The sequence below is a fragment of the uncultured Methanobrevibacter sp. genome (assembly GCF_905235195.1).
GTDB lineage: Archaea > Methanobacteriota > Methanobacteria > Methanobacteriales > Methanobacteriaceae > Methanarmilla.
Genome location: NZ_CAJOKH010000003.1, coordinates 22,376 through 36,597 on the forward strand (window position 1 = coordinate 22,376; position 14,222 = coordinate 36,597).

General features: G+C 26.7%; 14 protein-coding genes. 5 read left to right on the plus strand and 9 right to left on the minus strand.

What is annotated here, in order from left to right:
• Positions 1-265: 265 nt before the first annotated feature.
• Positions 266-1,597: an FAD-dependent oxidoreductase gene (locus QZ146_RS00505; protein ID WP_295721396.1), complete on the plus strand. Its 1,332-nt coding sequence runs from the start codon at positions 266-268 to the stop codon at positions 1,595-1,597.
• A gap of 355 nt (positions 1,598-1,952) precedes the next feature.
• On the opposite strand, the gene QZ146_RS00510 is transcribed toward QZ146_RS00505, so the two are convergent.
• From QZ146_RS00510 to QZ146_RS00525, 4 genes are all read right to left on the minus strand, one after another.
• A complete protein-coding gene (locus QZ146_RS00510) occupies positions 1,953-2,150 on the minus strand; it encodes a hypothetical protein (RefSeq protein WP_295721398.1) in 198 nt (65 codons plus the stop codon).
• A 92-nt stretch (positions 2,151-2,242) separates the two neighbouring features.
• Positions 2,243-2,914: a ribose-5-phosphate isomerase RpiA gene (gene rpiA / locus QZ146_RS00515; protein WP_295721400.1), complete on the minus strand. Its 672-nt coding sequence runs from the start codon at positions 2,912-2,914 to the stop codon at positions 2,243-2,245.
• Positions 2,915-2,983: 69 nt separating this feature from the next.
• The gene (locus QZ146_RS00520; RefSeq protein ID WP_295721402.1) at positions 2,984-3,421 is read right to left on the minus strand and encodes a UPF0179 family protein; all 438 of its coding nucleotides are present in this window, start codon (positions 3,419-3,421) and stop codon (positions 2,984-2,986) included.
• Between the two features lie 10 nt (positions 3,422-3,431).
• Positions 3,432-4,475 (minus strand): NAD(P)-dependent glycerol-1-phosphate dehydrogenase, encoded by a 1,044-nt coding sequence (locus tag QZ146_RS00525; RefSeq protein WP_295721403.1) that lies wholly within the window; start codon positions 4,473-4,475, stop codon positions 3,432-3,434.
• Between the two features lie 439 nt (positions 4,476-4,914).
• Between QZ146_RS00525 and proS the strand changes: the two genes are divergently transcribed.
• The 3 genes from proS (at position 4,915) to thiD (ending at position 7,851) form a co-directional block, all read left to right on the plus strand.
• Positions 4,915-6,324, plus strand: a complete 1,410-nt coding sequence (gene proS / locus QZ146_RS00530) for a proline--tRNA ligase (protein WP_295721405.1) — start codon at positions 4,915-4,917, stop codon at positions 6,322-6,324.
• A gap of 80 nt (positions 6,325-6,404) precedes the next feature.
• A complete protein-coding gene (cofC, locus tag QZ146_RS00535; RefSeq protein WP_295721421.1) occupies positions 6,405-7,085 on the plus strand; it encodes a 2-phospho-L-lactate guanylyltransferase in 681 nt (226 codons plus the stop codon).
• A gap of 13 nt (positions 7,086-7,098) precedes the next feature.
• A complete protein-coding gene (thiD, locus tag QZ146_RS00540; protein WP_295721407.1) occupies positions 7,099-7,851 on the plus strand; it encodes a bifunctional hydroxymethylpyrimidine kinase/phosphomethylpyrimidine kinase in 753 nt (250 codons plus the stop codon).
• Positions 7,852-8,119: 268 nt separating this feature from the next.
• Here the strand turns inward: thiD and QZ146_RS00545 are convergent, their stop codons facing one another.
• The 5 genes from QZ146_RS00545 to QZ146_RS00565 form a co-directional block, all read right to left on the minus strand.
• Complete coding sequence (locus QZ146_RS00545) at positions 8,120-9,142, minus strand: adenylosuccinate synthetase (RefSeq protein WP_295721409.1); 1,023 nt, start codon at positions 9,140-9,142, stop codon at positions 8,120-8,122.
• Positions 9,143-9,762: 620 nt separating this feature from the next.
• Entirely contained in the window at positions 9,763-10,422 is a 660-nt protein-coding gene (locus tag QZ146_RS00550; protein ID WP_295721411.1) for a hypothetical protein, read from the minus strand.
• Positions 10,423-10,450: 28 nt separating this feature from the next.
• On the minus strand, positions 10,451-11,065 hold the full coding sequence (locus QZ146_RS00555) for a DUF6891 domain-containing protein (protein ID WP_295721413.1): 615 nt from the start codon (positions 11,063-11,065) through the stop codon (positions 10,451-10,453).
• A gap of 71 nt (positions 11,066-11,136) precedes the next feature.
• Positions 11,137-11,832 carry a DUF6882 domain-containing protein gene (locus tag QZ146_RS00560; RefSeq protein WP_295721415.1) on the minus strand — a complete coding sequence of 232 codons (696 nt, stop codon included), beginning with the start codon at positions 11,830-11,832 and terminating at the stop codon, positions 11,137-11,139.
• A gap of 57 nt (positions 11,833-11,889) precedes the next feature.
• The gene (locus QZ146_RS00565; protein WP_295721417.1) at positions 11,890-13,125 is read right to left on the minus strand and encodes an LL-diaminopimelate aminotransferase; all 1,236 of its coding nucleotides are present in this window, start codon (positions 13,123-13,125) and stop codon (positions 11,890-11,892) included.
• A gap of 578 nt (positions 13,126-13,703) precedes the next feature.
• Here QZ146_RS00565 and QZ146_RS00570 point away from each other — a divergent pair.
• Positions 13,704-14,222: hypothetical protein (locus QZ146_RS00570; protein WP_295721419.1), on the plus strand; the 519-nt coding region annotated here is incomplete at its 3' end.

A 14,222-nucleotide genomic window follows, 5' to 3' on the forward strand; every position in this document is an offset into this window, starting at 1 on the left:
TCGTCAAATTATATTATTTTTAATAAACACCTTCTTGTTTTAAAAAAATTTTAATGGATTTTTAAATAAAATGAAAAAATTTGACGGACACCCTAAAAAAAGTAAAATATCTAAAGATTATCTTAATGAAAAATTTATAATCCACATAAAAATTTTAAAAAAAAAATAATGAAAAAAACATGAGCATGAAAATAATTATATAATATAATTAATGTAATATTCATTATAATTAATTTAAATTATTAATTTATTGGGAAGAAAAATAATGAAAGTTGTAATTGTTGGAGGTGGAGCTGGAGGTTTACCTACAGCTTCTAATATTAGGAAATTAGACGAGACTATAGAAATAACTGTTATCACAAGAGATAACTATATCGCATATTCTCCATGTGCAATACCTTATGTACTTGGACATAATATTAAATCTTTTGATGATATTATAATGAAAACTCCTGAAGATTATAAAGAAAAAAATATTGATGTATTAACCAACTCAGAAGTTACTTCAGTTGACCATAAAAACAAAGAATTAACGTTTACAAATGAAGGACAAGTTAAAACAATGAAATATGACAAACTTGTTCTTGCAACTGGTGGAAATTCATTTGTACCTCCAATTTCAGGATCTGATTTAGATGGAGTATTTAAAATCAGAAAACTTGATGATGGTAAAGAAGTTCAAGAATGGGTTAAAAATTGTAAAAATGTTGTAGTTACCGGCGCAGGACTTATAGGTATTGAAATTGCATTTGCATTTAAAAAATTAGGATTAAACGTTATTTTAAATGAAATGTTACCTCAAATTGTACCAAAATCTTTAGACCCTGATATGGCTTCAATTGTAACCGAATATTTAAAACAAGAAGGAATTAATGTTATTCTTGGAAAACCTATTACTGAAATTTGTGGTGAAGATAAAGTTACTGGTGTTGTTATTGATAATGAAGAAGAATACGCAACAGATATGGTAATCCTTGCAACAGGTGTAAGACCTGAATTAGAACTTGCTAAAATGATTGGTTGTGACATTGGTAGGTGGGCTATTCTTGTTGATGAAAGTATGAAAACATCAGTTGATGATGTTTATGCTGTAGGTGATTGTGTAGAATCATATGATGCGATTTTAGAATCAAATACAATTTCCCAACTTGGAACAACAGCAGTCCGTCAAGCAAAAACTTGTGCACAAACAATTGTAGGGAAGAAATCTAAATTTAATCCTGTACTAAATTCAATGGTAACTAAAGTAGGTAAATTAGAATTTGGTGCAGTAGGACTTACAACCCACTTTGCTTATCAAAATAATATTAAAACCGTTTCACAAAAAATAGAAGCATTTACAAGAGCAAGATATTATCCTAATGCTAAACCTATGGATATTAAAGTAATCTGTGATGCTGATGGTAAAATAATTGGTTGTCAGATTATTGCAGAAGAACGTGTAGCAGAAAGAATTGATACTATGACTCTTGCTATAACTGAAGGTTTGAATTGCTTTGAATTAAGTAATATGGAATTTGCTTATGCACCTCCAGTATCCATGGTTACAGACCCACTTGTTCTAGCTGTAGAAGAAGTGAGTAAAAAGTTTAATTAAAAATTTTAATTAAACTTTTTATATTTTTATTTTTTTTTAATTTTACTTATTTAAGAAATAAATTTTGTTTGTTTTTTATCACGAAAATTATTTTATAATTTTTATCTAAATCAATTTTCAAATTTCTCGTATTATCATTTTAAATTTTTAGTTCTTTTAGTCTTTATAAATGTACTAAAAGAATACAATACTATTTTATTTTACGTAAATTCTCAAATTATTTAATCATTTTAAAAAAATAGAAAAATATTATAAAAAAACCGTGCTAATAACTCTCTTATAATCATTTAAAAAAAAGAATTACACAGAAATCATCATAGACAATAAAATAAATAAAATGAAAATAAAAAATAGGTTATCTACGAGAATAAGATATGTAAATTACATACATTCCTATCATTAATAAAAGTACAGGTGGAAATAATGTAAGTACTAAAGAAGGAATAATATGTAAACCTACTAAAATCCATATTAATGCATAGATAACAATAAATATACCTGTAATAAGTAAAATTCTATATAATTTCCTTTCAAACTCATAAGGAATAGTCATAAAATCGCCTGAATTTAAAATATATACCTAATTAATTAAAAAATAATTATATTAAAACTTGAATAATGAAAATGAATAATAAATAAATAAATTTAAATTTTTAATTCTTTAATACCCTCCTTAGAACCTAAAATGACTTTATCAACCATTTCAGTAAATAATCCATTTTCTACAACACCAGGAATTGTATTTAACTCCAATTCCATATCTGCAGGAGATATAATTTCATCAAATTTAGCATCAATAATGAAATTTCCATTATCAGTTATTACAGGACCATCTTTTTGTACACCCATTCTAACTTCTACTTTTGCACCCATGTCACTTAAAGTATTCTCTACTAGTGTTTTTGCTTTTGGAATTACTTCTATAGGTACTGGAAATCTTCCTAATGCATTAACATATTTTGAATCATCAGCAATAATTATAAGTTCATCTGCAGAATAATCGACAATTTTTTCTAATGTATGTGCTGCTCCACCACCTTTAATTAAATTTAAATTAGGGTCAATCTCATCAGCACCATCTACTGCTAAATCAATTGAATATTCATCAAGATTAGTAATTGGTATATTCCATTGCTGAGCAAGAAGTGCTGATTGGTATGAAGTTGGAATTCCCATAACTTCTATTTCTTCTTCTTTAACTCTCATACCTACTTTTTCAATAAAATAATGAGTAGTAGAACCTGTTCCAAGCCCTAAAATTTGACCATCTTTTACTTCTTCAGCAGCTTTATAACCTACATCCTGTTTAAGATTCATAATTACACCTATTAATAAAGTTATTATAAATTAAAATTTAATGATTAAAAAAGAATAATGTAATATTGATTATTCAACAAAATTTACTTCTAATTTATTTAATGTAAATCCTTTTTTACATTTTTCAGAAAATTTACCATGATCTTTTACAATTACTACTTTATCTTCTTCAAGTAGGCCTTCTGCAAAACATAAATCATGATATGGACAAGATTCATCACAGTCAGGATATTCATAAACTATAGTGGAACCTTCAAATACTTTTCTAGAATCAAATAGGATAGGAATATCTGCTCTTTCAACATCAACAGGAACAACCTTATCATCATCATGTATAGGGCATTTTTGAGAATTTGGTTTAACAGCAAGGATTTCATACATCCTATTTCTTTCTAAAGGTTCAATACAAGAAGATTTAAATCTACAATTTTCACATTCCTCTGCAGGACCATAAAATATAAATTTTACACCTTCTTTTGCAAAATCTTTACCTACTAAAGTTATCATTTTTATCCCTCTAAATTACTCCAGTTTCAATAGCTAATTTACGTGCTGCATCACGTGATATACCCCTATCACCAAGTATTGTGTAACGTTCAGGCCTGATTGTATGAGCAATTGTTAAAGCTTCAATAATATCATCATAATCAATACCAATCTCATCTGCTGTTGTAGGAGCTTTCATACTTTTAAGTGAATCTCTAATACACTTCCAGTTTCCACCATATAATTTCATCATCATTATAGTACCAATACCACATTGTTCACCATGTAATGCTGGTTTTTTAGCAATTCTATCAAGGGCATGTGAAAATAAATGCTCACTACCACTAGCAGGACGACTTGAACCTGCAATACTAATAGCCATACCACTACTAAACAACATTTTTGCAACAAGCCTAGATGAAAGTTCTAAACCTTCTTTAATACTATCTGCAGATTGTATAATTAATTTTGCTGACATAATAGACAATGCAGCAGCAGATTCAGAAAAACTTTCATTTTGAAGTCTTTGTGCAAGTCGCCAATCTTTAACAGCAGTGTAATTTGATACTATGTCTGCACATCCTGAAGCTAAAAATCTAAATGGAGCATTTTTTAAAATTTCAGAATCGGCAATAAGTGCCATTGGTGCTTGGCTTTTAAGTGAAACTGAACCTTTTGAATTTTTAATAGATGCCATAGGTGAAGCAATACCGTCATGTGATGCAGTAGTTGGAATAGAAATAAAATAAGAATTTTTATTTGTTGCAGCTAGTTTTGCAACATCAATAATTTTTCCACCCCCGACGCCTAAAGCAAATGAATTTTCTGCAAGTCTATCTTCAACGGCTTCAACATCCTCAGGAGTTGCATTCTTAATTTGAATAATATTCGGATTAAAACCTGCATCCTCTAAACTATCATATACTAATTGACCTGCAATTTTTAATGTGCGGTGACCAGTTACAACTAAAGGTTCACCTGGAAGTTTTAAGTCATTTGATATCTTTCCAGTGTCATAAATGACATTAGGGCCAATATGAACCTCTCTCGGCATTTGAATAGTTTTAGAATACATTATATTTCCACCTATAAACTAGAGATTTATTAATAAATATTTTATATATTATATTTGTATATTTGTTAATATTCAATAAAATAATTTTTGATAAAATTGATTTTTTGTAAAATTTTAATTAATTTAGTGAATTTAAAAAAAAAATTATAATATAATTTATTAATTAAAAAAAAGATAGTAAATGTATTATATAATTATAAATTATTCTTTAAGTTATTTTTTATAAGTAATTTAAATCGGTAATTTAGTAAAACTTTGTTTATTAGATTAAGATTTAATAAAAACCTTGCAAGTTTTTATAAAGTTTAATAATTTTAACTAAAATATAATAAATCTCATAACTGAGTTAAATTACTTAAAATTACCATTATTTTAAACAAATAATTTTAATTAATTTCATAACTTAGAAAAATTTCTATAAAAAACTTTAGGTGATACAGTGGAGAATTTTAGTGAATGGTTCCATAATATTCTTGAAACAGCGGATATAATTGATTCCAGATACCCTATTAAAGGTATGTCTGTATGGAGACCTTATGGATTTCAAATAAGAAAACATTTTTACAACTATTTAACTGAATTACTTGATAAGGAACATGATGAAACTATGTTTCCTCTTTTAATTCCAGAAGCAGAACTTGCAAAAGAAGGAATTCATGTTAAAGGATTTGAAGATGAAGTATACTGGATAACACATGGAGGCCAAAAAGAGTTAAATGAAAAATTAGCTTTAAGGCCAACTAGTGAAACAGCAATATATCCTATGTTTTCACTTTGGATAAGATCACATATTGACCTTCCAATTAAAGTTTATCAAAAAGTAAATACCTTCAGATATGAAACTAAACACACAAGGCCACTTATAAGAGTTCGTGAAATTACATCATTTGTAGAAGCACATACTGTTCATTCAAGTTCTGAAGAAGCAGACACACAAGTTCAAACCGGTATTAATATTTATAAAGATATTTTTGATAAATTAGCAGTACCATATATGATTAGTGATAGGCCAGTATGGGACAAATTCCCGGGTGCTGATTATACTATGGCATTTGATACAATTTTCCCAGATGGTAAAACCTTACAAATTGCAACAGTACATAATTTAGGTCAAACATTTGCAAAAACCTTTGATATTAGATTTGAAAATAAAGAAGGCCAACATGAATACGGATATCAAACCTGCTATGGATTATCTGATAGAGTAATTGCTTCTTTAATTGCAATTCATGGAGATGAAAAAGGTCTCGTTTTACCACCTACTGTAGCACCTACACAAGTTGTTATTGTACCTATCCTATTTAAAAAAGGAAGAGATGAAGTCTTATCTAAATGTAATGAGATAAAAAATTCTCTTGAAGATTTAAACATCAGGGTAAGTATTGATGATAGAGATATGAGGCCAGGTAAAAAATTCTTTGATATAGAACAAAAAGGAAGTCCTCTTAGAATTGAACTTGGACCTAGGGATTTAGAAAACAATAAAGCAGTTATTGTTAGAAGAGATAATGGAGAAAAGTCTGAATTAAACATTAATGATGATTTATCAATTAATATAAAAAATCTCTTAAGTAAAATACATGATGATTTATACAATAAAGCATGGCAGAACTTTAATTCAGCAATCGAATTAGTAGAAAAAAATGAAGATTTAAAAGCTACCTGCGAAGATGGAAAAATTAGTAAATTCTACTGGTGTGGAGAGAGTGATTGTGGAAAATCAATTGAAGAAGAAAGTGATATGGATGTTCTTGGTATTTGTGAAGATTTAGATGATAATACAGATAAAGTATGTGTCCATTGTGGAAAGAAAGCTAAACACATTGCTTCAATTGCAAAAACATATTAAGTTCCATATTAATTAGAAATTTTTTAAATATTAAAGCATTATTAAAAAAAAAATAAGGAGAACCATAAATGGCTAAAGAAATGGATAAAATATATGCAATAATTCCTGTAAGTAAATTTTCCAATGCAAAAACTAGATTATCTCCTTTTTTAAGTTTAGAAGAAAGGGAAAATTTATTAAAAGTTATGCTTAATGATGTTACAAATGCACTTAAAAGTAGTGTTGATGATATATACATTGTTAGTGCTGATAAAGAAGTATTAGAATATGCTCATAATATAGATTTAAAAACTATTGTCGAAGAAGAAAATCCTGAAGATAAAAGTTTAAATAATGCATTAAAACAGGCAATGGATGAAGTTAAAGATAAGGTTCAGAAAGTTATTATACTGCCTTCTGATGTTCCACTTATTGGTAAAACTAATATCGGAATGTTTATTGAGCAGACACAATTTATGCATTTTGTTATTGTCCCATCTAAAGGTGGAGGAACAAATGCACTTCTTATTAGTCCTAATTCAATTGAAATGAAATTTGGAGACTTTAGTTTTTTAAAACATGTAAAACAAGCAGATATACATAAATTTACACCTATTGTACATGATTCATTTTATATGGCAATGGATGTGAATACTACCGAAGATTTAGGTGAAATTATTATTCATGGGGATGGAACTAAAACTAAAGAGTACTTACAATCATTAAATATTCGAGTTAGAAGTGTTCACGGCCCTGAAAGACTTGTAGTTGAAAGAGATTAATATAGATGATTATATGATAGGAATTAGTATTGCAGGATTAGATCCTTCTGGAGGAGCAGGAATACTTACAGACATTAAAACATTCAGTGCACTTGGAATTCATGGAACTGGAGTAATTACTGCAATTACAGCTCAAGGCCCTTCAAAAGTTTTTGGAATTGAAGAAGTAAATATTGATTTTATATCTATGCAGATTGATGCTATAAATAATGACTACACTATTCATTATGGAAAAACAGGCATGTTATATTCAAAAGAAATCATTAAGCTTGTAAGTGAAAAAATAGATGAATATAATTTAGAACTCGTTATAGACCCTGTAATGGTTTCAACTTCAGGAGGAAATTTATCAAAAGATAAATTTCCTAAATATTTAATGAAATATTTAATTCCAAAAGGATTAATTGTATGTCCAAACGTTAATGAAGCTGAACAATTAGCTAATATGAAAATTAATAATGTAGAAGATGGAATTAAAGCTGCAGAGATAATTGGAAAAAAATCTAATACTATAATTACTGGAGGCCATCTTGATGGAAATAATATTATCTTTGATGGAGAGATTAATATTTTAAAACAAGATTTGATAGAAACAGACCATACCCACGGTAGTGGTTGTACATTTTCAGCTGCACTTTCAGGATATATGATTAAGGGCAATACACTCAGAGAATCTATTCAAAAATCTGGAGAGTATGTATATAATAGTATTAAGTATGGTAGATATAAAACATTAAATCCATTATTTGAATTAGATAATAAATAATTTTATATTTTTTATTAGAAACTCTCAAATTATTTACTTGAAATTAAAATTAATTGATTAAAATTTATCTTAAAAATTTGGTTATTATTATTTTTAATAAAACTATAGAATATAATTACTAATTTTAAATAAAGCCCTATAAATTAATTATTAATAAATAATTGAATTAAGAAAAGTTAAAAAATTTAAAAAATTAAATTATATGAATAAAACTAGAAATAGGTTGAAATAAAATAAAATAGAATAAAAATAAAAAAAATAAGAGATATTATAATAATTCATCTCTTAAATCAATTGTGTCCTCTAAGTCAGGACCAGTAGAAATAATAGTTACTGGAACTCCAGTAGCAGTTTGAATCTCATCAATAAATTTTTTAGTCTCAGCAGATAAAACTGAATAATCTTGAGTCCTTGCACAATCAGGATACAATTTATCAACACAAGTTAAAGCAATTTGTGTTGCACCATTAATTCTGCAAGATTCTTTTGCAAGTTCCATGTCAAAATTACCGATTCTTCTACGTCTACCTGTTACTACTCCATATTCTTCAAGGCCTTTTGCTTCAGCTTCTTCCTGTGACATTTCAGTAGGAAATGGGCCTTCACCCACTCTTGTAATATAGGATTTAAATACATTGATAACCTCATCGACTTTAGTTGGACCAATACCAACATCAGCAGCAAAAGTGCTTGCACATGTATCTTTACTGGTTACAAAAGGATAAGTACCATATAATAAAGATAATGAAAATCCTTGTGAACCTTCAATAAAAACATCTCTACCCTCATCTAATGTATTATTTACATTAAGTGAAACATCAGTAATATAATCTTCAAGTTCAGGAATATCTTGTGCCAATTCAGAAATTCTTAAAACTCTATCAGAATTAGCAGGACCACATCCAGAACCAGTACTTCCAATTTTTTTAGATAAATGATCAGATTTCTTATCCTTTTCACGATGTTCTGGTTTAATAATACTGCATCTTTTATCTATTAATGTTCTTTCACCAACATTATACTTTTTTAAGTCTTCAATTTCCTGGAAAAACACTTCAGGGTCAACTAAAACCCCTGCACCAATCATTAATTCACCGCCAGTGTGAACAAAACCAGATGGAATAAGTCTTAAACCATATTTTTCACCATCAAATTCAACAGAATGTCCTGCATTTGGACCTACACCTGCACGTGCAATAATCTCAGGTTTATCATTCCTACAAAGATAAGTAATACATTTACCTTTACCTTCATCTCCCCATGCTCCACCAGTTAAAATACTACAAGTCATTTAAAATCTCCTATAATACCTAAATAAGAAAAATTTGGATTATAAAAATGAAATAAAACATTTTTAAATAAAAAATATATATATTTAAAATTATTTTTTATTGACCAATAAATTATTACTTTGTTTATGTTAATAAAGTTTTAGAACAATAAGGTTCATTTAAAAACTTGTGGGATAATAATTAATTAATATTAATTACATTCCAATAATTGATTTTTAACATAAAACTTGTTAAAAGTCATTTTTTCTATTTTTATTCTTCTTTTTATATGTTTTAGAAATATTTTTTGGAATATATTTTCTATTTTATTGTTTTTAGACGAAATATTCGGTTTTCAATACACTAAAAATATTTAGAAATTTTATCCACATCATTAGGTATAATCTCTTAATGTGGGAATCAATAAAAATAAAATCATAATCATCTGAAATCTTCTTCAAATCATACTCAATTCACTAGATGTAAATAAACATAATATGAGAATTAACTTTCAGACCATGAAAATCCCAAACTTCTTCCATAAAAAACCCAACGGTTATTTAATCCCCTACACACTAAACATAATATTAAATTTTAAAAAAAATAATCATTAATCAATTAATATAATATTTTAAAATTATTAACTCTTTTTAGTTCTCTTGGAAAAAGACCTATATTTTTTATTTATTTTTAAAGGATGTAACTCACAAATTGGATCTTCTTGTAATTGTTTTTTACTGGATTTTTTAATCCAATAATCTAAATAATACCTAGACCATCTATTTGAAAGTTCCAATATATCGTTATCGTTTAATGATTCGAAATTATTGAAGAAATTTAAAGAATCTCCCCCAATACAAATAGCTATATTTTCACATGAAAAGCTCAATATAAAATCAGGAATCTCCATATTTGCATCATTTATATTATCAAGAAATACTAATTCATTTTGAAAATTCTTACATAGTTTATTTGAAAAATCAATATTTTGGAATTTAAATTGCCCTTCATCTAATTTTTTATTAAGTTCTATTAAAAAATTATTGTCTAATCCTTTAGCATCTTTTATAAATTCTATATCTTCGTCTTTATTGTAAAATATTGAAAATAAACTGTTTTCTGCAAAACGTATGGAAATCTCACAAGCAGATGACAAATTAGAATCATTATCATAGGATATATTATATAATTGAACATCTGAAAAGTCAATATAAATAGAATCATTAACCACTTCAAGAGCAGTCCATCTACCAGATGCAGATATAACATCTTCAAGTAAATTATAAGTTTTTTTATTCATATTAAAACTCCTATGATTAGAGGATATATTATACTTCTTTTTTATTAAATTTTATAAAGTCTTCATATGCTCCTTCCATAGAGTATTCCTTATTATCATAGACTTTTATCCAATTGAAATTGTAAATAATAAACTGTTCATCGGATTTTTTTATATCAAACTCATATTTTTTAAATGTATTTTCAATTAAATCTTCAATTTGGCTTTTTTTAATTTCATCTTCAAAATCAAAACTTCCATATGATAGGGATAATTTTTGATTTTCAAAAAGTTCTTCTAAATCAGACAATGTATAAAAACAAAAGCCAATTGGAGAATATTTATTATTTAACAAATGAGTATAAACTTCAAAGGCATCATCGACACCTTCTTGTATATCATATGCATTATTATGAATTGAAATTATACCATTTTTATTTAAATCATCAAAAGCAAATTGCAGATTATTAAAATCCTCACTATTAGTGTATTGTTGATATTTATTAAAGGTTTTTTCCAAATAATGAGAAATTAAATCTAAGTTTACGTCAAAATCAATGAATTCATCTTCAATAGTTTCTAAAATTTCATCCTTATCATAAAATCCACATTTAGAAAAAAAGACTATTTCTTCTTTAACATCATCAATTAATTCTCCAACCATATAATCACAATTTTTATTGATAAAAAAGTAAAAGAATGAATAAAAATAAATGAATAAATTAAAAATATAATTTAATCATCTGGTTTTAAAATTTTAATTAAGTTTATATTGCCTCTTTTAGTATATCCCACCATAAATCTATCATTTCCAATTTTAGCAATTTGGAAATCGTCATTTTCATGAACATTTACAGGATAACCTTTAAGAGCAACATAGCCTTCAAAAGCTTTTTTACCATTTACTTCATAATCTCTTTGGAAACTATCAAATACAACCTGAAACCTTTCAATACTGTCATCTGTTGGAATTTGATCTGATTTAATAGTTACAAAGAATATATAATCTCCAATTTGTGCAGGATAATATGCATCATCATCAAACATAGATACTACTACCATTGATAAAAAGTGAGCCCCTTCCAAATCAGTATTATACATAGGAGTTGTAAAAGATGGAATATTATATTTTTCACCTATTTCTTTAACTTGTTTTGATTCTCTTATTAAATTATCATCTAAATTTAATTCATCATTATCCCATGCCCAAGAAAAATCACCAGATTCAATAGACAAATATCCTAAAATTTGTACATGAAAATTATAATCATCCCCAAAGGATAAAAGACCCTCTTCTATATTGAAATCTCCTTCCATATCCCCAATAATTGTAGACAAGTTTTCTTGTTTATCTAAAGCATAAGCCCCAAATTTTGTAAATAAACTTTTAAATGTATCTTCTTCTGTAATTTCTAATGGTAATTCTACCATTTTATCACCTTAAAATAATAATTGCTAAAGATAAGCTAAATTAATTATAAAACTTAATTAAAAGGATAATTTTGAAATTCTATCCATAGCTTCCTTAGTATTTTCATATGTATTAAATGCAGTGAGTCTAAAGTACCCTTCACCACTAGGACCAAATCCTGCACCGGGTGTTCCAACAATATTTGCTTCATTTAATAATAAATCAAAGAAATCCCAGGAAGGCATATTGTTTGGAGTTTTAACCCAAATATATGGTGAATTAATTCCTCCTGAAACAGTTAAACCTAAATCTGTTAAACTGTCTCGTATAAGTTTTGCATTTTTAAGATAATAATCAATATTTTCTTTAACTTCCCTTTTACCTTCAGGAGAATAAATTGCTTCAGCTGCTTTTTGAACAGGATAAGATACACCATTAAATTTAGTTGTTTGTCTTCTATCCCATAAAGCATTAAGAGACTGTTCATTTCCATCTGAATCAGTTATAGTTAATTCTTTAGGCACAATACAATAAGCACAACGAGTACCTGTAAAACCTGCTGTTTTTGAAAAACTTCTAAATTCTACAGCAACTTCCTTTGCACCTTCAATTTCATAAATACTGTGAGGAATATTATCTTCAGTAATAAACTTTTCATATGCTGCATCAAATAAAATTAAAACATTATTTTCTTTTGCATATTTTACAAATTTTTCTAATTGGTCTTTTGTAAGTGTTGAACCTGTTGGGTTATTTGGATAACATAAATAAATAATATCTACATCCTCACTAGGAAGAGCTGGTTCAAAACCATTTTCAGCAGTACAAGGTAAATATACAAGTCCTTCATACATTCCATCGTCTTTCATTTGACCTGTTCTACCTGCCATTACATTAGTATCCACATATACAGTGTAAACAGGATCAGTTACTGCAATTTTTGATGAAACATCGAATAATTCTTGGAAATTACCAGTATCACATTTTGCACCATCACTAATAAAGATTTCATCCAAATCAAGATCAATTCCTAAAGGTTCGAAATCTCCTTTAATAATAGCTTCTCTTAAAAATTCATAACCATGTTCTGGACCATAACCCATAAATGTATCGGCTTCTCCCATTTCATCAACAGCATCTTTAAATGCTTTAATAACACTTCTTGGCAATGGTTTAGTAACATCACCTATACCCATTGCAATAACATTTTTCTCAGGGTGTTCACTTTCATATTTTGCAAGTCTATTTGCAACTTCTGCAAATAAATAGTTATTTTTCAATAAAAGATAATTTTCATTAATTTTTACAGCCATATTATTCCTCTAAACTAAATTTTAATTATATAATTTAAAAATCCGTCTATTATAAATAATTTTAAAAAAAAATATTCCAGACAAAAAATTATGATTTAAAAAATTTCTAATGGTTTAAAATGTTTATTTAAACATTAAATTTATTAAATACCTTAAAAAAAATATGCCCAGATATTGTTTTTATTTATTTAATAAATCCATTAAATAATTTATTAAAACTTAATTAGTAATTTTTTAACTATATTCTTAAAGATATAGATTAATTAAATATTTAATTTAAAAATATATAAATTAATCTAATTTATAAAAAAGAAACTTAATTAAAAAATATTTTTAATATAATAATAAAATATAAAAAACTGAAAAGATTATAAAAAAATTATAAAAATTATAAAAAATTTATAATAAATTTTATCAAAAAGCTAGTTTTAGAAAAATTAAACCTATAAAATAAAAGAAAATTAAACATAAACTTTTTTATAAGTTTAAAGTTTATTAATAAAAATTATATATTATTGTATATATAAGTAATAATGAATAAATATTTATTATAATTAAAAAGATTTTAAGAGGATAAAATGCTATTAAAAACTATGTTATTACTAATAAACATTGCTATTATTGGAGCATTAGCGTGTTTAATAGTAAAATTATATTATAGAGATGAAGAAAGAGAGAATCAACTAGAAGATGTTGATAACTTTGAAAGGGAATTAAAAGGTGATTCTCCAATACCAGATTTTGAAAATATCTCACCTAAAAAGGCAAAAGCAACTATTACATCAACTAGAGATAGAATAAAAGAAAGTACTTCTAGAGCATCTAAAAGACTTATGTCTAATCAAAAAGAGGACCCTGCTGAATTAGAAAAATCATTAAACAAAGAAATTGAAAATTTAACAATTACAAAAGCAAAGCCTACTAATAAAACCCATGATTATGATGTTTCTAAATCTAAAAAAGCAGAAGTAACAGCTAGTGCCACACAAACTGAAGATATTCCTAAAGTTCAAAAAGAAGAAACAAAAACCAAAGACCAACCAATCTCAATAAACGTTAAAAACACTGCAGAAGAAAAAACAGAAAAAGAAACTATT

Excerpts from the sequence above, each read along its gene's own strand:
- QZ146_RS00505 (WP_295721396.1), top strand. The coding sequence starts at position 266 with ATGAAAGTTGTAATTGTTGGAGGTGGAGCTGGAGGTTTACCTACAGCT.
- QZ146_RS00510 (WP_295721398.1), bottom strand. The coding sequence starts at position 2,150 with ATGACTATTCCTTATGAGTTTGAAAGGAAATTATATAGAATTTTACTT.
- rpiA (WP_295721400.1), bottom strand. The coding sequence starts at position 2,914 with ATGAATCTTAAACAGGATGTAGGTTATAAAGCTGCTGAAGAAGTAAAA.
- QZ146_RS00520 (WP_295721402.1), bottom strand. The coding sequence starts at position 3,421 with ATGATAACTTTAGTAGGTAAAGATTTTGCAAAAGAAGGTGTAAAATTT.
- QZ146_RS00525 (WP_295721403.1), bottom strand. The coding sequence starts at position 4,475 with ATGTATTCTAAAACTATTCAAATGCCGAGAGAGGTTCATATTGGCCCT.
- cofC (WP_295721421.1), top strand. The coding sequence starts at position 6,405 with ATGGATAAAATATATGCAATAATTCCTGTAAGTAAATTTTCCAATGCA.
- thiD (WP_295721407.1), top strand. The coding sequence starts at position 7,099 with ATGATAGGAATTAGTATTGCAGGATTAGATCCTTCTGGAGGAGCAGGA.
- QZ146_RS00545 (WP_295721409.1), bottom strand. The coding sequence starts at position 9,142 with ATGACTTGTAGTATTTTAACTGGTGGAGCATGGGGAGATGAAGGTAAA.
- QZ146_RS00550 (WP_295721411.1), bottom strand. The coding sequence starts at position 10,422 with ATGAATAAAAAAACTTATAATTTACTTGAAGATGTTATATCTGCATCT.
- QZ146_RS00555 (WP_295721413.1), bottom strand. The coding sequence starts at position 11,065 with ATGGTTGGAGAATTAATTGATGATGTTAAAGAAGAAATAGTCTTTTTT.
- QZ146_RS00560 (WP_295721415.1), bottom strand. The coding sequence starts at position 11,832 with ATGGTAGAATTACCATTAGAAATTACAGAAGAAGATACATTTAAAAGT.
- QZ146_RS00565 (WP_295721417.1), bottom strand. The coding sequence starts at position 13,125 with ATGGCTGTAAAAATTAATGAAAATTATCTTTTATTGAAAAATAACTAT.